We start from the raw sequence: 22532 nt of genomic DNA, 5'->3' as shown, positions 1-22532 counted from the left end.
CGGCAACCGTCGCGTCCTCGCCGTCCTCACCTACCTGAACAGGCCCTGACGCGAGCTGACCGAAGGCACGCTTCCGTGCCTCTGGTGCCGGGCCCCTGACCCGGCGCCCTCTCCTCGCACCCGCCTCAGGAGACCGTCCCCTGCCGCTTCGCCAGCCGTTCGCGCAGTTCGATCTTGCGGACCTTGCCGCTGACCGTCATGGGGAAGGCGTCGAGGATGTCGAGGTAGCGCGGCACCTTGAAATGGGCGAGCCGGGAGCGGCAGTACCGGGCCAGTTCGTCGCGGGTGAGCGGGTCGGCGGGATCCCGGAGGATGACGCAGGCGGCGATCTCCTCGCCGTATTTCTCGTCCGGGACGCCGACGACCTGGACGTCGGCGATCTTGGGATGGGAGTAGAGGAACTCCTCGATCTCGCGCGGGTAGACGTTCTCCCCACCCCTGATGATCATGTCCTTGATGCGGCCGACGATGCGGACGTAGCCGTCGTCGTTCATCACCGCGAGATCGCCGGTGTGCATCCAGCGGGCGGCGTCGATGACCTCGGCGGTGCGGTCCGGCTCCTCCCAGTAGCCGAGCATCACGCTGTAGCCGCGGGTGCACAGTTCGCCCGGTTCGCCGCGCGGGACGGTCCGGCCGGTCGTCGGGTCGACGACCTTCACCTCGATATGCGGGAGTACCCGTCCCACGGTCGCGGTGCGGTGTTCCAGGTCGTCGTCGCGGCGGGTCTGGGTGGAGACCGGGGAGGTCTCCGTCATGCCGTAGCAGATGGAGACCTCGGCCATGTGCATCTCGGCGACCACCCGCTTCATCACCTCCTCCGGGCACGGCGAGCCGGCCATGATGCCGGTGCGGAGCGAGGTGAGGTCGAAGGACGCGAAGTCGGGGTGGTCCAGCTCGGCGATGAACATGGTGGGGACGCCGTAGAGGGACGTGCAGCGTTCGTTCTGGACGGCCTGGAGGGTGGCGGTGGCGTCGAAGGCGGCGGACGGGATGACGATGCAGGCGCCGTGCGAGGTGATGCCGAGATTGCCCATGACCATGCCGAAGCAGTGGTAGAAGGGCACCGGCAGGCACACCCGGTCGTGTTCGGTGTAGCCGACCGTTTCGCCCACCCAGTAGCCGTTGTTGAGGATGTTGTGGTGGGAGAGGGTCGCGCCCTTGGGAAAGCCGGTGGTGCCCGACGTGTACTGGATGTTGACCGGGTCGTCGGCCGCCAGCCCCTTCGCGCAGGCGGCGAGCCGGGTGTACGGCACGGACGCGCCGGCGGCCAGCAGGCCGCCCCAGGTCGGATGCCCGATGTAGATCACGTCGCGCAGCGCGGGGGTCTCGGCACGCACCTGCTCGACCATCCGGCGGTAGTCGCTGGACCTGTGCTCCGTCGCCGAGACCAGCAGCTCGATGCCGGCCTGCCGCAGCACATACGCCAACTCGTGGACGCGGTATGCGGGGTTGACGTTGACGAGGATCGCGCCGATGCGGGCGGTGGCGTACTGGACCAGGACCCACTCCGCACAGTTGGGCGCCCAGATACCGACCCGGTCCCCCTTGCCGACGCCCTTGGCGAGCAGGCCGAGGGCGACCTCGTCGACCGCGCGGCCCAGCTCGGTGTACGTCCAGCGGCGGCCGCCGGGGACGTCGACCAGCGCCTCGCGGTCCCCGAACCGGGCGATGGTGCGGTCCAGGTCGGCGCCGATGGTGTGCCCGAGCAGCGGCCGCTCGGCGCCCCCGCTCGCGTACGACAGCTCGTCCTGCGTCGGGCTCATCGGTGGTTCTCCTCGTGGTACTCGGCTCCGCCGTCGCCCTGCGCGGTGGCCTCGCGCAGTTCGATGCGGCGGATCTTGCCGGAGACGGTCTTGGGCAGATCGGCGAACTCCAGCCGCCGGATGCGCTTGTAGGGGGCCAGCACCTCCCTGGAGTGGTCGAAGAGCAGCTTCGCGGTCTCCGGTCCGGGCTCCCAGCCCGCCGCCAGCACCACGTACGCCTTGGGGACGGCCAGCCGCAGCGGGTCGGGGGCCGGCACCACGGCGGCCTCGGCGACCGCCTCGTGCTCCAGCAGGGCGCTCTCCAGCTCGAACGGGGAGATCTTGTAGTCGGACGCCTTGAAGACGTCGTCGGCGCGCCCGACGTAGGTGATCCAGCCGTCGCTGTCGCGGGCGCCGATGTCGCCGGTGCGGTAGTAGCCGCCGGCCATCGCCTCCGCGGTGCGCGCCGGGTCGCCGTGGTAGCCGGTCATCAGGCCGACGGGGCGGGCGGCGAGGTCCAGGGCGATCTCGCCCTCGTCGGCCGGGGCGCCGGTGACCGGGTCGAGCAGGACGACGTCGAAGCCGGGGGTGGGGCGGCCCATCGAGCCCGGTTTCACGGGCTGGCCGGGGGTGTTGGCGACCTGCACGGCGGTCTCCGTCTGCCCGAAGCCGTCCCGGATGGTGACGCCCCAGGCCTGCCGCACCTGCTCGATGATCTCCGGGTTGAGCGGCTCACCGGCCGCGACGATCTCCCGGGGCGGGTGCGCCAGCGCCGACAGGTCGGCCTGGATGAGCATCCGCCACACGGTGGGCGGGGCGCAGAAACTGGTGACCCGTGCCCGGTCCATCTCGGCCATCAGCCGGGCCGCGTCGAAGCGGCTGTAGTTGTGGATGAAGACGGTCGCCTCGGCGTTCCACGGCGCGAAGAGATTGGACCAGGCGTGCTTGGCCCAGCCGGGCGAGGAGATGTTGAGGTGGACGTCGCCGGGCCGCAGCCCCGTCCAGTACATCGTCGCGAGATGGCCGACGGGGTAGGAGGCGTGGGTGTGCTCGACGAGTTTGGGGCGAGCGGTGGTGCCGGAGGTGAAATACAGCATCAGCGAGTCGTCGGCCCGGGTGGGCGAGGTCGGCCGGAAGGTGTCAGGGCTGTCGTACGCCTCCTCGTAGGCGAGCCAGCCCGGCGCCGCGCCGCCCACCGCGATCCGGGTGTAGTCGCCCGGGACGCCGTCGAATTTGGCGGTATCGGCGGCCCGCACGATGACGAACCGGGCGTGGCCCCGGCCGATGCGGTCGGCGAGGTCCGCCGGGCCCAGCAGCGGCGTCGCCGGGATGACGACGGCGCGCAGCTTCATGGCGGCCAGCGCGGTCTCCCACAGTTCGGCCTGGTTCCCGAGCATCACGACGATCCGGTCGCCCGCCCGTACCCCTTTGGCGGACAGCCAGTTGGCCGCGTTGTCGGAGCGGCGCCGCATCTCGTCGAAGGTCAGCCGGGTCTCGCCGCCGTCCTCCTCGACGATGTGCAGCGCCGTGCGGTCGTTGCCGTCGGCGATGACGTCGAACCAGTCCAGCGCCCAGTTGAAGTACTCGGGCCGGGGCCAGTGGAAGGCCGCACGGGCCGCTTCGTAGTCCTCCCGGTGGCGCAGCAGCAGGTCCCGCGCCGCCCGGAATTCCTCGGTCGCGGCCGGTGAGCGGCCCGCCGCACCGGTTTCCGTGTCCCTCATATGTCCTCCTCATTGCCGCACCGCTACCCGCCATCGTGTAATCAGTGGCGCAGGTCTCACCACCCCCGAACGGGGGGAACCGGAGGTTTCGGCGTGCAGGGCGAGTCGGGGGAGAACGATTCCGTGGACGTACGGGCGGCACTGTCGCGGCTGCGGCGGGCCAGCGGCCTGCCGGTGGCGTTCGGCGGCCTGCTGGCCGGTACGGGCCGCTTCCGCATCAACGAACTGTCCGGGACGGCGACGGCGGCACTGCGCGGGCTGGACATCCTCCAGGGCAACGGCCTGGGCGGGAAGTCCGTCGCACTCGCCCGCCCGTTCGCGGTGACCGACTACAGCGTCTCGTCGGTGATCAGCCATGAATACGACGCGTCGGTGGCCGCGGAGGGGCTGCGGTCGGTGCTCGCGGTGCCGGTGGTCGTCCGGCGCCGGGTGCGCGGGGTGCTGTACGGGGCGCTGCGCCGCCCGGTACGGCTCGGTGACCGGCCGCTGTCGGCGGCCATGGAGGCGGCACGGGAGCTGGAGCAGGCACTGCTGCTGCAGGACGAGGCGGCGCGGCTGCTGTCGGTGGCGCGGCAGCCGACCGCCGCCGACCCGGCGATGTGGGAAGAGGTCCGCGAGGCGCACGGTGAGCTGCGGACGCTGGCACAGCGGGTCGCCGATCCGCTGCTGCGGCAGGAGATGCTCGCGGCATGCGGCCGGCTCGCCGCCGTCTCCTCGGGCCGCCCGGCCGCGGCGGGCGGGGCGGCCCGGCCGGCGCTGTCCCCGCGGGAGGTGGACGTGCTGGCCTGTGTGGCACTGGGGGCGACCAACGCCACGGTGGCCGACCGGCTGGGACTGCGCCCCGAAACGGTGAAGGGCTACCTGCGCTCGTCCATGCGGAAACTGGGGGCACACACCCGCCTGCAGGCGGTGGTCGCGGCACGGCGGTGGGGGGTGCTGCCCTAGCCCTGGATGCGCTGTCCCGTCACCGACGTGCCGGGACAGCGGACCCGGGGCTACGGCGTCAGTGTGATCACCGTGCTCGCGCCGAGTGGGCCGTCGCCCCGGAGGGTGCGACGGGTATGGGGATGCGAGCCGATGAGGCTCCGCAGGCCCGCGGCGTCCGGCTGATAGCGACCGCGCTCGAAAAGGATGAAGCTGACCTTTGTGTGGCGGGGCGGGACCGTCTGGCGGTACTGGTCGAAGGTGACGGCGTCGCAGCCCGAGTACCAGCCGGCCTCGGGCTCGTAGCCGGTGACCAGAAGGCATGGGCCTGAGGAGGAGAGCTGCCGGGCGACGGGGACGGTGGAGTGGCTCAGGCTTGTGGGGCCGGGCATCGCTCCGTGAGCGACCACCTGGACCGTCCCGAAGATCGTGATACCGGCGAGTGCGGCGATCGCCAGGAGCACCTGCGGAGCCCAGCGGGTGGTCAATTCGGCGATGTACTGCACTCCCAGGGTGGTGAGCAGGATGACCGGCAGATAGACGAAGCGCGGCTCCCCGTCGGTCACGACGCCCAGGACGACGAAGACGAGCAGGGAAGCCGTTCCGAGGAACACCCGCCGACGGTCGTACGGCAGAGAGGCGTCGCGGCCTTCGCGACGCGCACGCCGGATCCGGCGGATCGCGAACCAGGTGCCGACGAGACCGGCTGCCATGACCACGGCGCCGAGGTCGCCGGCCAAGCGGTAGGGAAAGATCGCCAGGTAGTAGACGAGCCCGTCGCCGATGTAGGCACGTTCGGCCTGCTCGGTGGCATAGAAAATGATGCCGAGAGGGGAACCGGTTACCTGGGTGGCGTAGAGGAAGTGGGGAACGAGGCCCGCGAGGAGGACGGCCGCGGCGGCGGCCAGCCGCCGCCATTGAGCGAGCCAAACGCGCGGGCCGTAGGCGAGGACCGCTGCGACGGCTACCGCCAGGAGGTTTCCCACCACGCCGTAGCGAAGGTAGAAGGCCGCGAGAATCACGAACGGAACGCCCAACAGGGCTCGTGACCGTGGATTCTCCTGAGCGCGTACGAGCAGGAGAACGACGATCAGCAGCAGCCCCGTGCTGCCGATGTCGTTGAGGAACTCGGGCACACGTCGCAGGAATCCGAGCCCGCTGAGGAGCAGCAGCAACGTCACGACAGCCTGGCGTCGGGTCGTCCAGCGGCTGGCTGCGACATACGTCGCGCCAAGCGTGAACAGCGCCAGGACGAGTGCGGCGGCCCGCAGCGCGCCGACATCGTCGTGCACGGCAAGGGCGATGCGCCCGAGGGCCGGGAGCCCGATCGGCCGGTAGACCCCCCACCCGGCATCAGGCGCGCCGTCCTGCCAAGAGCGTGCCTTGTTGGCGTAGACCGCTTCCTCGTGTCCGATATAGGGCTCGTCGTCCTGCAGCGCCGCCCACACGCAGGCGGTCACGACCAGCACACCTACGACGTAGACCCACACGGGAACCCGCCGCAGCAGGTCCAGGGACTTCGACCGGACGGGCCGTGAGCCGAGGACGCGCGGCCAGTACGGCCGGGCGATCAGCCATGCCGGCGCGGCGCCCAAAAGGTAGGGCCACGGCTGCCAGCCTGGAAGCAGGCTTCCGAACCCCACGCAGAGAAGGACCTGTTGCAGGGCCGCAGCGGCGGTCAGAACCACCGCGGCGACGAAGGCGCAGCGCTGCAAGGCCGTCGGCACCACCGCGTTCGGTGGGTCCACCGGGGTTCGCTGCGCCGGGATCGTGACGTGGACGCGCTGCCGAGGAACCGAGGCCCGTGCGGTCTCTGCTGGGTGCTGCTGTGACCGGCACGGCGGTGGTATGTCACTCGCCATGGGGACGCCACCGATTCGACTGGCGTACCGCCGCATGCGCACCGCACCACCAGGTGAGGACGGCCAGGACCGCGAGCGATCCCGCGGTCGTGGCAAGGACGTCGCCTGACCACTCGGCACCGTTGGCACGGGAGATCGCCCACGCGACGGTCAGCACGCCCGGCACGCCGAAGAAGAAAGGGCCGCTGCCGCCCGGACCCACCACCGCAGTGGAGTTGCCCGCGCCGGCCCGAAGGTCCACGTCCATCAGCGGAAGACCGTCAGCGATCTGACAGCCCCCTCCGCTGACTTTCAACACGGGCCCTCTCAGGCCCGTTTCTTGCTCACCCTGACCCACTGGTCCTTCTCTCGCCTGGCGCTCATGCCGCAACGCGGGGCCGGAAGCACGGCAATGCGGCCGCCCGCCCTGCCCCGCCCTGTCATTCGGTTCCTAGACCGGAGCGGCGCGATCTCACGACGCCCGGGCAGTCATCAGCCGCGGTTTTCCCCGCCCGCCCCCGCCTGTCGCTGCTCCGGGTCGAGGGACCGCCCCAGAAGACCGGCGGGTGGCTCTCACAGGCAGCGGAAGCAGGCGTCTTGATCGCGCCACAAGGTATGAACTCTGCGGATGTGCACACAAGTGCGATTTGGCGCGAGAGTCCGAAATCAGCTCATCCCAGGGGGCGCCACGTCTCGCCGCATCGTCATACGTCCATAGATACCGGGCACTTACCCCGGCACGGGACACAAGCGGAGTGTCACATTGTTGGCTGTTTTCCAGCCCCTGAGGCGGTGCTGAGTCGAGCCGCCCTGCGGCCATGGGTACTCCGGTGGGCTGCTCGGGTTCGCCTGCGGCTCCTGCTGAAGGGGGCCTGGCGACGGCGCGCATCCCGGCGTACAGGGCGCGCCGCGGTCCGGACCTCGCACGCACCGTGGGCGGCGCGGCGCGCGGCCGGTGGGTGGTCGTACCGCTCCCTCCGGTGGAGTCGTGTCCACCCCGGGCTCCACCGAAGGGTGCAGCGTGGATTCGGCCCGGCGCAGGAGGCGAGGGGGGTGGGCGGGCGGAAGGGTGGTGAGCGTACGTCGGACTCCGGAGAAAGGCCGCCCCATGACCGCTTCACCCCCACTCCCGCACCACCCGCCTCCCCCCGCGCGGCGGCGGTTCGCCCTCGCGGCGGCCGCGGGCTGCGTGGCCGTCACCGTCGGCGCGTTGGTGGCCGGTGGGCTGCCGGCCGCCGGCGCGGCCGCCGCGCCCCGCCCCCGGCTGGAGGCTCCGCAAGGCACGGTCGTCCTGCCGAATCTGGACGACGACAGCCGGCGCTGCCACCTGCGCGCCGGGGACCTGGACCGGCTGGACGTGGCCGTCGACAAGCGGCTGGCCGGCTGTCACGACGCGGCGGACGAGGTCGTCAACGGCGCGCGCGACGTGGCGGATCTGACCCCGCTGCGGGTGCCGCCGATGCGGGTCGGCAAGCGGGCCACCGGCCGGGTCTTCGTGGCGGGGGCGCAGGCGCCGTACGCGCGGCTGTTCGTGCGGCGCGGCGGGCGCCTGGTCCCGCTGGGCGGATCCGGGCGGCTGACCTCGGCGGAGCTGCGGCACGGGGTGCGGCTGGCCGTGGAGGGGCGTGACATCGTGCGCGACCCGAAGCGGTGGGACGGGCGGATTCCGACGGCGCTCGCGGTGACCGACGGCGGCTCGACCCGCACCGTCCACCGCATGCTGCGGATCGCCCCGGTGCTGCTCCAGAACGATCTGCAGCGCGCCCAGCAGGTGTTCGCGGCCGCGCCGGGCCCCGGAAAGGGGCAGCCGGTCGAGGTGCCGGCGGCGCAGCGGCCGCCCGGCCAGTGGCGGCAGTTCGCCCACTCGCTGCGTGCCGCGACCCGCGCCGCGGGCCTCAAGGACCGTCAGCTCACGTTCCGGAGCGGCACCTCGCAGTGGTGGAAGGACATCTGGCGGCAGGACGTCGCCGAGCCCGGCTACGTCACCCGCAGCACACCCGGCGGCCCGCACACCCTTCGTATCCTGCTGCGCTCCCCCAACTACTGGGCCTCGAAGGACGGGCGCACCGCCAGCCTGCGACGGGCCGGGCGGCTGCTGTTCCGGGACCTGCGCGGGCCGGACGTGGGCATCGTGCAGCAGTACACGACCCGGCGCGATCCGGGCGTCGACGAACTGCTGAACTTCACCGGCAACATCGAGTCACTGCCGCCCTACCAGGGCTTCCCGCGGGGCAGGGTCGTCTACGGCAGTACCGCGCAACGGCATCCCGACCCGTCGTACGTGCGGATGCTGCGGGCCCAGCGACAGCAGCCCCCGGTGGTGCTGGACACGTCCTGGCTGGTGGTGGGGCACGCCGATGAGACCGTGCATGTCGTGCGGGCCGACAACGCCCGGGGGTGGACGCTGGCGGTCTCCGACCCGCGGCTCGCGATCGGCCTGCTGCAGAAGGCACGGCAGGCGGGCGAGGGCGGTCAGCGGCTGTTCGCGGGCACCGAGGCCCCGGAGAAGCCCACCGTCGATCAGTTCCTGCGGCTGGAGGCGGCCCGCGGCGACAACGCGGACGCCGCCCGGCACATCGACGGCCAGCTGCGGACGCTGCTGCGGGCGACGGGGCTGCGGCCGCGGGAGATCGTCCGGCTGCCGGTGCTCTACTTCCGGGCCGATCCGGGTGGCGGGCTGCCGCCCCGGCACATCGCCTTCTCCCCGGCGCTGGCCAACGGACTGTCGCTGACCGCCCGGGACTTCGCCGCGCCCGCGCCGCACGGTCCGCGGGTCGCCGGGCGCGACCTCTTCCGCGAGGAGGCGGGCCGCCGACTGTCCGCTCAGGGCGTGCGGGTGCAGTGGGTGGAGGACTTCTCCTGGGCCCACCTCAGCGGTGGGGAGGTGCACTGCGCCACGAACGCGCTGCGCGCGGTGAGTTGAGGGGTTGAGGGTGCCGCGGGCCTGGCTATGCGGCGGACGGGGCGCCGCTGCCGCCCGTCGGCGCGCAGGCCCGTAGCAGCAGGTCAAGACCGGCGGGCGGCTGGGTGCGGTGCACGGCCAGATAGGTGGTCAGCTCCATGCCCGGGTTGCGGAACGGCAGGTAGGCCACCCTGGGGGTGCTCAGCCGCCGGGCGTGCGCGTCGTAGACGACGGTCCACAGCGCGTCGGCCGGGCCGCCGGCACCGATCGCCGTCAGCGTGTTCTCCAGCGAGCCGGAGCGGGGGCCGGGCAAGGGCTCGAAGCCGGCGTCCTGGCAGGCGGCCACGACCAGGTCGAACAGCGCCCGGTTGTGGCGGCGTTCGGTCAGCACCAGGGGCACCCCGGCGAGGTCGGCCAGCGCGAGGGTTCCGGGGGAGGCGGCCAGCGGGTGCCGGGCCGGGACGGCGGCGACCAGCGGGTCCTGCCACAGCGGGACGAAGCGCAGGCCGTCCCGGCCGGACCCGGCGGGGGCGCCGCGGACGAACGCCGCGTCGAGTGTTCCGGCCGCGACCTGGTCGAGACGTTCCCGGGCCGGGGCGGCGACCAGGTCCACGGTGGTCTCCGGCGCCAGCCCGGCGTACGCGTCCAGCACCCGGTCCAGGTGGGTGCCCAGGCCCGTGCTCGTCCCCAGCCGCAGAGTGCCGGCGCGGCTGTGGGCCATCTCGGCGACGACGCCGCGGGCGCGTTCCTCGGCGGCGAGCAGTGCCCGCGCCTCGGGCAGGAACCGCTCCCCCACCGCCGTGAGCCGCACCTGCCGCGACGAACGGTCGAACAGGTCGGCCGCCAACTCCCGCTCCAGCCGCCGGATCTGCTGGCTGACGGCCGACTGCACGATGTGCAGCCGCTCCGCGGCCTGCCCGAAGTGCAGTTCCTGCGCGACCATCACGAAGTACCGCACCTGCCGCAGCTCCACGCCCGCCCCCTTGTCCGGCCCCGTCGGGACCGCTCGCTCCGCTCCCTTGCCGCGGCTGCCGCGGCCCGGCCATCATCCCTCCATGATCGACGCCACCGCGCTCTCCGGGAAGCCGGTCCTGTCCGGCGTCCGGATCCGTCTCGTGCCGCTGTCCCCGCGCCATGCGGCAGCCTTCCACGCCTCGGCCGTGGACCCGGAGACGCGCCGGCTGACGGGCACCCACCGGGAGTTCACTCTGGAGGAGATCAGGGCCTGGTGCGCGGGCCGCGCCGAGGAGAAGGACCGGCTGGACCTGGCAATCGAGGACCGGTCCGGCGGCGGCTTTCTCGGTGAGCTCGCGTTGATGGACATCGACGCCGACAACGCGCAGGGCGCGCTGCGCATCGCGCTCGCGCCGGAGGCCACCGGCCGGGGTATCGGCAGCGAGGCGGTCCGGCTGCTGCTCGGCCATGCCTTCGACCGCGTGGGACTGCACCGGGTCCAGCTGGAGGTCTTCGCCTTCAACGTCCGGGCGCGGCGCGCCTATGAGCGGTGCGGCTTCGTGGTGGAGGGGCGGCTCCGGGAGGCTTTTGCCTGGGAGGGTGAGCGGTACGACGTGCTGGTGATGGGGGCGCTGCGACCGGGTTGAGGGGCCCTGGCGAGCAGGGCGGGGCGCTACGCCGTCGTCCCGGTCCGCTGGGCGACCTGGCCGTAGTGGAGGTCGTGCGCGGCGTCCGGGGCGGTCATCCGCAGGACGCCGGCGGCCTCGTCCTCCACGGCGGCGCGTTCCGCGGCGCTCAGCGGGGCGAACGGTTCGAGCGTCAACTGCGCGGTGTCACCGGTCGTTTCGATACGCCACAGGCCGCGGAGGGTGCCGTCGACGAGGAAGATGCGGTAGGCGACATTGCGGTCCCAGCTGCGCCCCTGAAACTCGGGCGGGATGATCCGGGAGCGGTCGGCGTGCGAGAGCACCACATTGTCGAACTCCGGCAGGAAGCGGACCGGCGCCTCGGTGTCCGGGCCGGGCAGCGGCGCGTCCGGCAGGTCGAAGAGTTCGGTGCCGTGCTCGTCGCGGAAGGTGCGCAGCCGGGGCCGCAGCGGGTCGGTCACCTCACGCAGCCGGGTCAGCCCGCACCAGGTCTGCATGTCCTTGACGGACGCGGGGCCGAAGGCCGCGAGGTAGCGCAGCAGGACGGCACCGAGCGCGTCCCGCGGCGACTGTTCGGGGGCGGCGCCGGATGCCGGGCCGAGCCAGGAGTCGAGGGTGGTGTGCGCGGCCCGGCCGCTGCGGCCCCAGAGGGCGCGCGGGGTGACCTGCACCAGCGGCAGGAGCTGGCGGGCGGCCATCGACAGCGGCCAGGGGTCGTGGTCGGGCCACTCCTCCTGGAGCCGTTCGCCCAGTTCCTTGAACGTCAGCGGCCGCTCCTCGACGAGCGCGCGGGCGGTCGCGGCGAGCCGGTCCAGGTCGACTCCGGCCAGCCGCCGGCCGAAGCTGCCGCGCAGGGTGCGCTCGTGCACCGGCCCGGTCAGCGGCCGCAGCAGCCGGGCGTCCGCGGCGCTGACCAGGTGGATGGTGGAGCGCATCACCGAGATGCGGACGGCCTGCCGGGACTCCAGCAGGCCGGACAGCTCCTCGGGACGGAACCCGGCCAGCCGGGCGGCCAGCGCATGGTACGGGGGCCGCGGCGCCTGCGCCTGGAGGCCGAGCAGCCGCTCCACCGCGTCGAGGGCGGTCATCTCCGCGCGGCGGAGCAGGAGTTGACGCTCCAGAGTGGCGCGTCCGAGGGCGCGGGCGGTCAGAACGGGAGCGGTGCGCTGCGTCATGCCGATGACATTACGGGCCGTTGCGGACAGGGTGGGTCCGCAACGGGCGGGCGCGGGAGTCGCGCCCGGGGCGGTGCGCCGCCGGCCGGGCGGATGCGGCGGTGACGCGATCCGTCATGGCAGGCGAGCCCCCGCGGAGCGCTCGGCGCGCCGCCGGTGGCCGCCGGGCCGCCCGGTGCCCCGCACCGCGCCTCAGGCCACCGAGCCGATGCGCCCCACCGGCCGGGACCGGTCGTGATGGATCGGGGTGTGCGCGCCGGTCAGCGGTACGCCGGTGCCACCGCGGCGGCCCGCGACGATCTCGGCGGCGATGGACAGCGCGGTCTCCTCCGGGGTGCGCGCGCCGAGGTCGAGGCCGATGGGTGAACGCAGCCGGTTCAGTTCGAGCTCGGTGAGGCCGACCTCCCGCAGCCGCTCGGCGCGGTCGAGGTGGGTGCGGCGGGAGCCCATCGCGCCGACGTAGGCGACGGGGAGCCGCAACGCCCGCTCCAGGAGGGGGACATCGAACTTGGCGTCGTGGGTGAGGACGCAGAGCACCGTACGCGAGTCCAGCTCCTGGGAGTCCAGGTAGCGGTGCGGCCAGTCGACGACGATCTCGTCGGCGTCCGGGAAGCGGCCGCGGGTCGCGAAGACGGGGCGGGCGTCGCAGACCGTGACGTGGTAGTTGAGGAATTTGCCGACCTTGACCAGGGCCGAGGCGAAGTCGATGGCCCCGAAGACGATCATGCGGGGGGCGGGGACGGAGGACTCGACGAGAAGGCCGACGGGCTGTCCGCACTGCGAGCCGTCGGCGCCTATCTCCACGGTCGCGGTGCGCCCGGCGTCCAGCAGGGCGCGGGCCTGTTCGACGGCGGTGCCATCGAGTGCGGGGTGGCCGCCGAGGGTGCCGGTGTGGCTGCCGTCGGGGCGGACGAGCAGGGCGCGGCCGAGGAGTTCGGGCGGTCCCTGGATGATGCGGGCGACCGCCGCCGCCTCCCCCGTGGCGGCGGCGGTCACCGCGGCGGCGAGCGTTGCGGCAGTGCTGTCCACCGGATCCCCCACGGAACCGGTGTCGCCGGAACCGCGGGCGCTCGCCCGTACCGGGGTGACGAGGATGTCGATGATGCCGCCGCAGGTCAGGCCCACGGCGAAGGCGTCCTCGTCGCTGTAGCCGAAGCGCTCCAGGACCGGTTGACCGGTCCGCAGCGCGTCCTGGCACAGTTCGTACACCGCCCCCTCCACACATCCGCCGGAGACCGACCCGACCGCGGTGCCGTCGGTGTCGACGGCGAGGGCGGCTCCGGGCTGGCGGGGCGCGCTGCCGTTGGTGGCCACCACGGTGGCCACCGCGAAGTCGCGTCCCTGCTCGACCCACCGGTGCAACTCTTCGGCGATGTCCAGCATGTCGGTCTCCTTTACGGATGGTGGAGCGGGCGGGCTGTTACTTGACGCCCAGCCACTGCTCGATCGGGTTGAGCGAGAAGTAGATGAGGAAGATGAAGCTCAGCACCCACATGAAGCCCCCGACGTCGCGCCACTTGCCCTGGGCCGCCTTGATGGCCGTGTAGGCGATGACGCCGGCGCCGACGCCCGCGGTGATGTTGTAGGTGAAGGGCATCAGGGCCACGGTCAGGAAGACCGGGATGGAGACCGAACGGTCGCTCCAGTCCACGTGCTTGGCGGCGCTCATCATCATCGAGCCGATGACGACGAGGGCGGCCGAGGCGACCTGGGCCGGTACGAGCTGGGTGAGCGGGGTGAAGAAGAGGCAGGCCGCGAAGAACAGGCCGGTGATGACGGCGGACAGGCCCGTACGGGCACCCTCACCGACACCGCTCGCCGACTCGATGAACACGGTCTGACCGGAGCCGCCGGTGACACCGCCGATCGCACCGCCCGCGCCGTCCACGAACAGCGCCTTGGACAGTCCGGGCATCCGGCCCTTGTCGTCGGCCAGCTTGGCCTCGGTGCCGACGCCGATGATGGTGGCCATCGCGTCGAAGAAGCCGGCCAGCACCAGGGTGAAGACGATCATTCCGACGCTGAGCGCGCCGATCGAGCCCCAGCCACCGAATTCGACATGGCCGAAGAGGCTGAAGTCGGGTGTCGACACGGCGCTGCCGTGCAGCTCGGGCGGGGCACCGCCCCAGTCCTTGTCGGTCAGTCCGCCGACCTTGGTGACGACGATGGACAGCACACTGCCGACGACGATGCCGATGAGGATGGCGCCGGGGACCTTGCGGGCCTGCAGCATGAAGATCAGCAGCAGGGTGACGGCGAAGAACAGGACGGGCCAGCCGGACAGCTGCCCGGTGAGGCCGAGCTGGACGGGTCCGCCCTCGCTCTTGCCCACGAAGCCGGCCTTCACCAAGCCGAGCAGGGCGACGAACATGCCGATGCCCATGGTGATCGCGTGCTTGAGCGCCAGCGGGATGGCGTTCATGATCATCTCGCGGAGGCCGGTGACCACCAGGAGCATGATGACGACGCCGTACATCACGCACATGCCCATGGCCTGCGGCCACGTCATGTTGGGGACGACCTGGGTCGTCAGGGCCGCCGAGACATTGAGCCCGGCCGCCAGGGCGAGCGGCACCTTGCCGATGAATCCCATCAGCAGCGTACAGACCGCCGCACCGAGCGCCGTCGCGGTGACCACACCGGCGTGCGCCAGGGTGTTCTTGTCGACGTCCGGTGTCGAGAGGATCAACGGGTTGAGCAGAAGGATGTAACACATCGCCATGAAGGTGGTGATGCCGCCGCGGACCTCTCGGGAGACCGTCGACCCCCGCTTGGATATGTGGAAGTAGCGGTCGAGCCACGATCTGCCGGCGGGCTGGCGGGTGCCCTCGCCGGCGTCGTCCGCCGTGGTCTCTTGCTGGATGGACTGCTGGGTCATGGTGCCTGACTCCCAAGGTTCACAGGGGCCCTCGCGACATGGCGAGATTTGGGACGAATCTTCGGCTGCACGACCCGGGGGACGGCCCGAGACGAACGGTGGGGTGCTGGCGGGGTGTGGGTCCCGCAGCGACTGCGGTGGTGCGTAACTACGGTGGTACGAGAGGGAGCTCCGGGCGGTGTGCGGAGGAGGACGGACAGGGACACCCCTGACACCCACCGCCCGGAGGCCGGTGGCCCGGGGGTCGCCCCCCGGGCGGATCAGGTGCCGGTGAGGTGCTCGGGGCGTACCGGCGTCTTGGTGAGTTCCAGTCCGGTCGCGTTCCGGATCGCCGCGAGGACGGCCGGAGTGGACGACAGGGTGGGGGCCTCGCCGATGCCGCGCAGCCCGTAGGGGGCGGCGTCGTCGGCGAGTTCGAGCACATCGACGGGGATCGTCGGGGTGTCGAGGATGGTGGGGATGAGGTAGTCCGTGAAGGACGGGTTGCGTACCTTCGCGGTCTTGGGGTCGACGATGATCTCCTCCATGACCGCCACGCCCAGGCCCTGGGTGGTACCACCCTGGATCTGACCGACGACGGACAGCGGGTTGAGCGCCTTGCCGACGTCCTGGGCGCAGGCCAGCTCGATGACCTTGACCAGACCGAGGCCGGTGTCCACCTCGACGACCGCGCGGTGCGCGGCGAACGAGTACTGGACGTGGCCGTGGCCCTGACCGGTCTCCAGGTCGAACGCCTCGGTGGGGCGGTGGCGGAACTCCAGCTCCAGGTCGACCGCCTCGCCTTCGAGGACGTCCACCAGATCGGCGAGCACCTCGCCGCCGTCGGTGACGACCTTGCCGCCCTCCAGCAGCAGTTCGGCGGTGGCCCACGCGGGGTGGTACGTGCCGAACTTGGCGCGGCCGATCTCCAGGACCTTCTCGCGCACGCTCTCGCAGGTGTTCTTCACCGCGCCGCCGGTCATGTACGTCTGCCGGGAGGCGGAGGTGGAGCCGGCGGAGCCGACCTGGGTGTCGGCGGGGTGGATGGTGACCTGCTCGACGCCCAGCTCCGTACGGGCGATCTGGGCGTGCACGGTGATACCGCCCTGGCCGACCTCCGCCATCGCGGTGTGCACGGTCGCGACCGGTACGCCGGCCACCACCTCCATCCGCACCCGGGCGGTGGAGTAGTCGTCGAAGCCCTCGGAGAAGCCGACGTTCTTGATGCCGACGGCGTAGCCGATGCCGCGGACGACGTCCTCGCCGTGCGTGGTGTTGGACAGTCCGCCGGGCAGCGCGCGGACGTCCGCGCTCTCACCGGCCGACAGCCACTGCTGCTCGGGCGGAAGCGGCATCGCCTTGACGCGGCGCAGGAGTTCGGCGACCGGGGCCGGCGACTCGACGGGCTGTCCGGTCGGCAGCAGGGTGCCCTGTTCCATGGCGTTGAGCTGCCGGAACGCGACCGGGTCCATCTCCAGCTTCGCGGCGAGCTTGTCCATCTGCGCCTCGTAGGCGAAGCACGCCTGGACGGCGCCGAAGCCGCGCATCGCACCGCAGGGCGGGTTGTTGGAATAGAGCGCGATGGCCTCGATGTCGACGTCCTCGACGATGTACGGGCCGACCGACAGGGACGAGGCGTTGCCGACGACGGCCGGGGAGGCGGACGCGTAGGCGCCGCCGTCCAGCACGATGCGGCACTTCATGTGCGTGAGCTTGCCGTCCTTGGTGGCGCCGTGCTCGTACCAGAGCTTCGCCGGGTGCCGGTGGACGTGCCCGAAGAAGGACTCGAACCGGTTGTAGACGATCTTGACGGGCTTGCCGGTGCGCAGCGCCAGGAGGCAGGAGTGGATCTGCATCGACAGGTCCTCGCGGCCGCCGAACGCGCCGCCGACGCCGGAGAGCGTCATCCGCACCTTGTCCTCGGGCAGTCCGAGGACGGGGGCGATCTGGCGCAGGTCGGAGTGCAGCCACTGGGTGGCGACGTACAGGTCGACGCCGCCGTCCTCGGAGGGCACCGCGAGGCCGGACTCCGGGCCGAGGAAGGCCTGGTCCTGCATGCCGAAGACGTACTCGCCGGAGACGATGACGTCGGCGCGCTCGGCGGCCTTGTCGGCGTCGCCGCGCACGATCGGCTGGCGGTGCACGATGTTGGGGTGCGGTACGTGACCGGAGTGGTGGTCGTCGCGGTTCTCGTGGATCAGCGGCGCGCCCTCGGCGGTCGCGGAGGCCTCGTCCGTGACGAGCGGCAGCTCGGCGTAGTCGATCTTGATCTTGGCGGCCGCGCGGCGGGCGGTCTCCGGGTGGTCGGCGGCGACGATCGCCACCGGCTCACCGTGATGACGGACCTTGCCGTGCGCGAGAACCGGCGTGTCCTGGATCTCCAGGCCGTAGTTCTTCACGTCGGTGGGCAGGTCGTCGTAGGTCAGGACGGCGTAGACGCCGGAGGTGGCGAGCGCCTCGGAGGTGTCGATCGACCTGATCTCGGCGTGCGCGACGGTGGAGCGCAGCGTGAAGCCCCACAGCATGTCCTCGTGCCACATGTCCGAGGAGTACGCGAACTCGCCGGTCACCTTGAGGGTGCCGTCGGGCCGCAGCGTCGACTCGCCGATCCCGGCCTTGGTCTTGCCGCCCTGCGTGAGGTCGGTGGGTGTACGGGTGACTCCCATGGCGGTCAGGCCCCCTGTCCGGCGGTCTGCGAATCGCCGCGGGCGGCCGCCAGCCGGACCGCGTCGAGGATCTTTTCGTAGCCCGTGCAGCGGCAGAGGTTGCCCGACAGCGCCTCACGGATGTCGGCGTCCGACGGGGAGTCGTTGCGCTCCAGCAGTTCGTCGGCTGCGACGAGCAGGCCCGGGGTGCAGAAACCGCACTGGACCGCCCCGGCGTCGATGAACGCCTGCTGGATCGGCGAGAGTTCGCCGGCCCCGGCGGGCTGCGCGTCGCCGGGCTTGGCCTGCCAGCGCTGGGCGGCGTCCACCGTCGTACCGGCGGAGCCGCAGGCCCCGGAGGCGCAGCCGCCGTGCTCGGCACGCTGCTTGGCGAAGTCCGCCAGGCCCTCGACCGTCACGACCTCGCGGCCCTCGACCTGGCCCGCGGCGACGAGACAGGAACAGACCGGCACACCGTCCAGACGGACCGTGCAGGATCCGCATTCGCCCTGCTCACAGGCGTTCTTGGAGCCCGGCAGGCCCATCCGCTCACGGAGGACGTACAGCAGGCTCTCGCCTTCCCAGACGTCGTCGGCCTCTTGCTGACGGCCGTTGACGGTGAAGTTCACGCGCACTGTGCGCCTCCCTTGGTGCCATGGGCATTACCGCGGTAGGACTCCCAGGTCCAGCCGAGGGTGCGGCGCGCCATGATGCCGACCGCGTGCCGGCGGTACTTGGCGCTGCCGCGCACGTCGTCGATCGGGTTGCAGGCCCCGGTGGCGAGCTGCGCGAACTGCTTCGCGACGGACGTCGGGATGGACGCGCCGGATTCCCAGAAGCCGCCCTCGTCCAGCGCGGCGGCGAGGAAGTCCTCGGCGGCGCGGGCCCGTACGGGGGTGGGAGCGGCGGAACCGATGCCGGTCCGTACGGTGCGGGTCTCGGGGTGCAGGGCCATGCCGAACGCGCAGACGGCGATGACCATGGCGTTACGCGTGCCGACCTTGGAGAACTGCTGCGGGCCGTCGGCCTTGGGCAGATGCACCGCGCGGATCAGCTCGTCGGCCTCCATCGCGTTGCGCTTGACGCCGAGGTAGAAGTCGTCGATCGGGATCATGCGGACGCCGCGTACCGACTCGACCTCCACCTCACCGCCGGAGGACAGCAGCGCGGGGTGCGCGTCACCGGCCGGGGAGGCGGTGCCGAGGTTGCCGCCGACGCCGCCGCGGTTGCGGATCTGCGGGGAGGCGACGGTGTGCGAGGCCAACGCCAGGCCCGGCAGCTCGGTCCGCAGGTGCTCCATGATCTGGCTGTACGGAACGGAGGCGCCCAGGCGCACGGTCTTCTCGCCGACCTCCCACTCGTTCAGGTCACCGATACGGTTCAGGTCGAGCAGGTACTCGGGGCGGCGGTGGTCGAAGTTGATCTCGACCATCACGTCCGTGCCGCCCGCGATGGGCACAGCGGTGGGGTGCTCGGCCTTAGCGGCGAGCGCCTCCTCCCAGCTGGCGGGGCGAAGGAAGTCCATGGGTGGCCTCTTCTGCTTTTACGAAATCGGGTCGTTCGCTGCTCATGGTGAGGACCTCGGGCCCTCGTCGCCATCGAGCCGTTCATGTCTTGTTCATGCGGATGGGGCAAGTGAACGCGCCCTGGGCCCACCCGGTGCAGTCACCGAAACCATGAAGCGGTTGGCTGGCCAAGGTGCCGGTCTTGTAGATTCGAACGAAAGACGGGGTGTGAAAACCTCGCGGCATTCCACCGGCAACACAAGACAGCAAAGAACGGCGGGCGAGGTCATGCGGCTCCGCGCACTCCTGGACACCGACTCCCTGGGCCTACATCTGCTCGGGGGCGAGGACGAGCTGGACCGCACCGTACGCGGCGTGATGACCACCGACCTGCGCGATCCGAGCCGCTATCTCTCCGGCGGTGAACTGGTCCTGACCGGCCTGGCCTGGCGGCGCGAGCCGGAGGACTCCGAACGCTTCATCCGCATCCTGGCGGGCGCCGGCGTCGCCGGGCTCGCCGCGGGCGAGGCCGAGCTCGGCTCGGTCCCCGAGGACCTGGTGGAGGCCTGCGTACGGCACCGGCTGCCGCTGTTCTCCGTCGTCGAGGACGTCTCGTTCGCCTCGATCACCGAATACGTCGTCCGCCAGGTCTCCAGCGAGCGGGCCGGCGATCTGGCCGCCGTGGTGGACCGCCACCGCCGCCTGATGACGTCCGGCCCCACCGGCGGCGGCCCCGAGGTGGTCCTGGACCTGCTCGGCTCCGACCTGGACCTGCGGGCCTGGGTGCTCTCCCCCACCGGCCGGCAGATCGCCGGCTCCAGCCTCGCGGGCTCCGGCCCCGAGCTGCCCGCCGAGCTCGCCGCCCGGCTCGCCGGCGAGCATCTGGCCGCCTCCCGCGCCGGCCGCCGCGGCCCGCACCGCGTCACCCTCGGCGGGGCCACCTACTCCCTGTTCCCGATCCGCCACGACCGCCGTGACCTGCGCGAGACGCTGCTCTCGGACTGGCTGCTGGCCGTCGAGGCGGACGCCGGCGACTGGCCCGAGGAGCGCCTCGACCTGCTGCACGGCGTCACCCAGCTGATCGCCGTCGAGCGCGACCGCCGCGACGCCGCCCGTACAGTGCGCAGGCGGCTCGCCCAGGAGGTGCTGGAGCTGGTGCAGACCGGGGCGCCGCCCGCCGAGATCGCGGCCCGGCTGCGGGTGGCGGCGCCGGTGCTGCTGCCCGGTCTGGGCGCCGCCCCGCACTGGCAGATCGTGGTCGCCAGGGTCGAGTGGGACGGCGGCGACGTACCGGGCGGCCCGGTGGCCCAGGCCCTGCTGGAGGAGGTGCTCGTCGACCCGGGCACGTTCGGCCCGGAGCCCTCCGACCGGATCGCCGTGGCACACACCGGCGACGAGGCGGTGGCGCTGGTGCCGCTGCCCGCCGTCCCGGACGACTCCGGGGACGCCTCGGCCACCGGTCTGCACGCCGACGAGATGCTCACCGTCTTCCAGGAGCCGCTCAGCCGCGGTCTCGCGGACGACGGCCGCCTCACGGTCGGTGTCAGCGCCGCCGTGCACTCCGCCGAGGGGCTGCGCGGCGCGCTGGAGGAGGCACGGCACGCCCGCCGGGTCGCCGCCGCGCGCCCCGGCCGGGTCTGCGCGGCCGGCCACGAGGAGCTGGCCTCGCACGTCCTGCTGCTGCCGTTCGTGCCGGACGACGTCCGCCGGGCCTTCACCGCCCGCCTCCTGGACCCGCTGCGGGACTACGACCGCCGGCACCGGGCCGAGCTGATCCCGACTCTGGAGGCGTTCCTGGACTGCGACGGCTCCTGGACGCGCTGTGCGGCCCGGCTGCATCTGCATGTGAACACCCTCCGCTATCGGGTGGGCCGGATCGAGCAGCTCACCGGCCGGGACCTGTCCCGTCTGGAGGACAAGCTCGACTTCTTCCTGGCGCTGCGGATCAGCTGACGGCGGCGGTGCGCCGGCCCGGTGGGCGGCGGCTGCGGATCCCGTCGCCGTCCGCCCCGCGCCGCCCGTGCGGACCCACCGCCCACTCTCGTCCCACGCGCCCGATCCGCCCCAGTGCACTCCCCCGTTCGGGGTAACCCGAATGGGCGTCATCCCGCCAATCTCCTGGGGCCGCCGGGCGGCCGGGAGGCGCTGCGGCACAGCCGATCGGCGCCGGTCAGCGCAACGGGACCGGCCCGCGGGTGATTGTGAAATCATTCACCTACCCCCTTGGTGCACGACGGAATTCGTGCTGAGATTCGCCCACTGCATCCAGTTCCAGCTCAATGGCGCGCTCGGGGAGGGCAATGTGGCGGATACCGCCATGTCAGGGTCCGCGGATTCCGCGGACTCCATCAGGTCCACGGAAGCGGTATCGGTGCCGGCGCAGGCACTCGCACCCGTGGTACCGGCGGCCGGAGGGGCCGTGGGGGACGATCCGCTCGACCGCGCCGTCTGGCGCCTTCGCTCCCGGGGCTGTTGGGACGACGCGGCCGCACTACTGGAACCGCACTCCGTCCATCACGCCCCCTCCGCCCTGCGCCGCGCGGCGCTCCTGGTGGAGCGCTGCATGTTCACGGCCACCGGCTGGGCGACGGCCGAGGACGCGCTGCGCACCGCCGAGGCGCTGGCGCACAGCGACGACGAACGGGGCGGCGCGGCCTGCGAACGCGGCCATCTCGCCTACGCCGCAACGGTCTTGGGCGTACGCGACCGGGCCGACGAGGCACGCTCGGCGCTCGGCCGGGCCGCCGCGCTGCTCGCTCCGGCGGCATCCGGCCGCCCCCTGCTGGACTTCCGCCGCGGCCTGATGGCCGAACACGTCGCCGACAGCCCGGACTCGGCGCGGGCCGCCTACCGCCGCGCGCACGCCGGCGCCACCGCCCAGGGCGACGTCCTGCTGCTGTCGTTCACCTGGCGGCATCTGGCCGGACTCGCGCTGCGGGACGGCGAGTTGACGGAGGCCCGGCACGGCTTCGCCGAATCGCTGCGGATCCGCGAGGAGTTGGGCTTCCTCGTCGGTACCGCACCGGCGCTCGCCGCGCTCGCCGACGCCGCCCCGGACACCGACGCACCCCGGCTGCGCGCCGAGGCCGCCCGGCTGTTCCGACTGATGGGCGGTGTCCCGACCTGGCTCGCCGACCACCTCTCGACGCCCCGGCCGGCCACCTGAGGCCCGCACACGGGACGGAGCGCCACGGAGCGCACGGACGAAGCGCACGCGCACGGCGGACGGCCGGCGGGAATCCCCGCCGGCCGTCCGCCGTGGGCGCCCGTCACCGCCCTCCGCACCCCGCCCCTGCGGCCGCCCCCGCCCGCCGGCGGGACACCCCCTCACCCCCGCCGTCCCGTCAACCCCTCACCGTCGGCCATGCGGGCCTCTGTGCTGGTTGGCCGAAAATCGCCGGCCACGGGGCCGGATCGGCCGGGCCGGGCGGGGCAGCCGCGGGGTCGGAGGGACAGGCCCGGCGCTCCGGCCGGGCCGGAGCGGGCAGCGATCCCATCAGCCGCTATCCGGTCACGGGGCGGGCCCGGGGAGCCGCCCGGCCGGGCCGTCCGATGGCCCCCGCACCGCCCCTCGGCAGGCGAACGGGGAGGTGGGACACCCGGCGAATGACGCGGGAGC

General features: G+C 72.5%; 16 protein-coding genes. 5 read left to right on the top strand and 11 right to left on the bottom strand.

All coding sequences use genetic code 11. The features are described from left to right. Window positions 1–125 precede the first annotated feature (125 nt). Entirely contained in the window at window positions 126–1763 is a 1638-nt protein-coding gene (locus ACIRQ7_RS22215) for an AMP-binding protein (RefSeq protein ID WP_404264563.1), read from the bottom strand. Then, on the bottom strand, window positions 1760–3463 hold the full coding sequence (locus ACIRQ7_RS22210; protein WP_404264562.1) for an AMP-binding protein: 1704 nt from the start codon (window positions 3461–3463) through the stop codon (window positions 1760–1762). Before ACIRQ7_RS22210 ends, ACIRQ7_RS22215 begins: the two co-directional genes overlap by 4 nt. 93 nt (window positions 3464–3556) lie before the next feature. Here ACIRQ7_RS22210 and ACIRQ7_RS22205 point away from each other — a divergent pair, with 93 nt between their 5' ends. Then, window positions 3557–4408, top strand: coding sequence for a response regulator transcription factor (locus tag ACIRQ7_RS22205; RefSeq protein ID WP_401470420.1), 852 nt, complete (start codon window positions 3557–3559; stop codon window positions 4406–4408). Between the two features lie 50 nt (window positions 4409–4458). On the opposite strand, the gene ACIRQ7_RS22200 is transcribed toward ACIRQ7_RS22205, so the two are convergent. Beyond that, window positions 4459–6135 carry a glycosyltransferase gene (locus ACIRQ7_RS22200; protein WP_404264561.1) on the bottom strand — a complete coding sequence of 559 codons (1677 nt, stop codon included), beginning with the start codon at window positions 6133–6135 and terminating at the stop codon, window positions 4459–4461. 103 nt (window positions 6136–6238) lie between these two features. Then, complete coding sequence (locus ACIRQ7_RS22195) at window positions 6239–6496, bottom strand: hypothetical protein (RefSeq protein WP_404264560.1); 258 nt, start codon at window positions 6494–6496, stop codon at window positions 6239–6241. An 840-nt stretch (window positions 6497–7336) separates the two neighbouring features. On the opposite strand from ACIRQ7_RS22195, the gene ACIRQ7_RS22190 reads away from it, so the two are divergent. Further along, window positions 7337–9151, top strand: coding sequence for a protein-arginine deiminase family protein (locus tag ACIRQ7_RS22190; protein WP_404264559.1), 1815 nt, complete (start codon window positions 7337–7339; stop codon window positions 9149–9151). 25 nt (window positions 9152–9176) lie between these two features. Here ACIRQ7_RS22190 and ACIRQ7_RS22185 read toward each other — a convergent pair whose 3' ends face one another. Then, complete coding sequence (locus ACIRQ7_RS22185) at window positions 9177–10103, bottom strand: LysR substrate-binding domain-containing protein (RefSeq protein ID WP_404264558.1); 927 nt, start codon at window positions 10101–10103, stop codon at window positions 9177–9179. Window positions 10104–10185: 82 nt separating this feature from the next. On the opposite strand from ACIRQ7_RS22185, the gene ACIRQ7_RS22180 reads away from it, so the two are divergent. Further along, complete coding sequence (locus ACIRQ7_RS22180) at window positions 10186–10731, top strand: GNAT family N-acetyltransferase (RefSeq protein ID WP_404264557.1); 546 nt, start codon at window positions 10186–10188, stop codon at window positions 10729–10731. A 26-nt stretch (window positions 10732–10757) separates the two neighbouring features. Here the strand turns inward: ACIRQ7_RS22180 and ACIRQ7_RS22175 are convergent, their stop codons facing one another. The 6 genes from ACIRQ7_RS22175 to ACIRQ7_RS22150 form a co-directional block, all read right to left on the bottom strand. Beyond that, on the bottom strand, window positions 10758–11906 hold the full coding sequence (locus tag ACIRQ7_RS22175; protein ID WP_404264556.1) for a winged helix DNA-binding domain-containing protein: 1149 nt from the start codon (window positions 11904–11906) through the stop codon (window positions 10758–10760). Between the two features lie 192 nt (window positions 11907–12098). Next, window positions 12099–13289 (bottom strand): XdhC family protein, encoded by a 1191-nt coding sequence (locus ACIRQ7_RS22170; RefSeq protein ID WP_404264555.1) that lies wholly within the window; start codon window positions 13287–13289, stop codon window positions 12099–12101. 37 nt (window positions 13290–13326) lie between these two features. Continuing rightward, a complete protein-coding gene (locus ACIRQ7_RS22165; RefSeq protein ID WP_404264554.1) occupies window positions 13327–14784 on the bottom strand; it encodes an NCS2 family permease in 1458 nt (485 codons plus the stop codon). 260 nt (window positions 14785–15044) lie between these two features. Then, window positions 15045–17429, bottom strand: a complete 2385-nt coding sequence (locus tag ACIRQ7_RS22160) for a xanthine dehydrogenase family protein molybdopterin-binding subunit (RefSeq protein ID WP_404264553.1) — start codon at window positions 17427–17429, stop codon at window positions 15045–15047. A 5-nt stretch (window positions 17430–17434) separates the two neighbouring features. After that, a complete protein-coding gene (locus tag ACIRQ7_RS22155) occupies window positions 17435–18043 on the bottom strand; it encodes a (2Fe-2S)-binding protein (protein ID WP_401470459.1) in 609 nt (202 codons plus the stop codon). Beyond that, window positions 18034–18933 (bottom strand): FAD binding domain-containing protein, encoded by a 900-nt coding sequence (locus tag ACIRQ7_RS22150; protein ID WP_401470462.1) that lies wholly within the window; start codon window positions 18931–18933, stop codon window positions 18034–18036. The genes ACIRQ7_RS22155 and ACIRQ7_RS22150 overlap by 10 nt, the downstream gene beginning before the upstream one ends. A gap of 268 nt (window positions 18934–19201) precedes the next feature. Here ACIRQ7_RS22150 and ACIRQ7_RS22145 point away from each other — a divergent pair, with 268 nt between their 5' ends. After that, window positions 19202–20866 (top strand): PucR family transcriptional regulator, encoded by a 1665-nt coding sequence (locus ACIRQ7_RS22145; protein WP_403672345.1) that lies wholly within the window; start codon window positions 19202–19204, stop codon window positions 20864–20866. 364 nt (window positions 20867–21230) lie between these two features. Next, window positions 21231–22079: a hypothetical protein gene (locus tag ACIRQ7_RS22140; RefSeq protein ID WP_404264589.1), complete on the top strand. Its 849-nt coding sequence runs from the start codon at window positions 21231–21233 to the stop codon at window positions 22077–22079. Window positions 22080–22532 lie beyond the last annotated feature (453 nt).

This window comes from Streptomyces sp. NPDC101393 (genome assembly GCF_044767385.1).
In the GTDB taxonomy this organism is placed as follows: Bacteria; Actinomycetota; Actinomycetes; order Streptomycetales; family Streptomycetaceae; genus Streptomyces.
Note: the sequence above shows the minus strand (reverse complement) of the source record. Positions and strands in the feature narration are given on the sequence as shown.

What these genes read in the sequence shown, in the direction of transcription:
- ACIRQ7_RS22145 (WP_403672345.1), top strand. Translation starts at nt 19,202, where the DNA reads ATGCGGCTCCGCGCACTCCTGGACACCGACTCCCTGGGCCTACATCTG.
- ACIRQ7_RS22165 (WP_404264554.1), bottom strand. Translation starts at nt 14,784, where the DNA reads ATGACCCAGCAGTCCATCCAGCAAGAGACCACGGCGGACGACGCCGGC.
- ACIRQ7_RS22150 (WP_401470462.1), bottom strand. Translation starts at nt 18,933, where the DNA reads ATGGACTTCCTTCGCCCCGCCAGCTGGGAGGAGGCGCTCGCCGCTAAG.
- ACIRQ7_RS22215 (WP_404264563.1), bottom strand. Translation starts at nt 1,763, where the DNA reads ATGAGCCCGACGCAGGACGAGCTGTCGTACGCGAGCGGGGGCGCCGAG.
- ACIRQ7_RS22190 (WP_404264559.1), top strand. Translation starts at nt 7,337, where the DNA reads ATGACCGCTTCACCCCCACTCCCGCACCACCCGCCTCCCCCCGCGCGG.
- ACIRQ7_RS22210 (WP_404264562.1), bottom strand. Translation starts at nt 3,463, where the DNA reads ATGAGGGACACGGAAACCGGTGCGGCGGGCCGCTCACCGGCCGCGACC.
- ACIRQ7_RS22195 (WP_404264560.1), bottom strand. Translation starts at nt 6,496, where the DNA reads ATGGACGTGGACCTTCGGGCCGGCGCGGGCAACTCCACTGCGGTGGTG.
- ACIRQ7_RS22180 (WP_404264557.1), top strand. Translation starts at nt 10,186, where the DNA reads ATGATCGACGCCACCGCGCTCTCCGGGAAGCCGGTCCTGTCCGGCGTC.
- ACIRQ7_RS22175 (WP_404264556.1), bottom strand. Translation starts at nt 11,906, where the DNA reads ATGACGCAGCGCACCGCTCCCGTTCTGACCGCCCGCGCCCTCGGACGC.
- ACIRQ7_RS22160 (WP_404264553.1), bottom strand. Translation starts at nt 17,429, where the DNA reads ATGGGAGTCACCCGTACACCCACCGACCTCACGCAGGGCGGCAAGACC.
- ACIRQ7_RS22140 (WP_404264589.1), top strand. Translation starts at nt 21,231, where the DNA reads ATGTCAGGGTCCGCGGATTCCGCGGACTCCATCAGGTCCACGGAAGCG.
- ACIRQ7_RS22170 (WP_404264555.1), bottom strand. Translation starts at nt 13,289, where the DNA reads ATGCTGGACATCGCCGAAGAGTTGCACCGGTGGGTCGAGCAGGGACGC.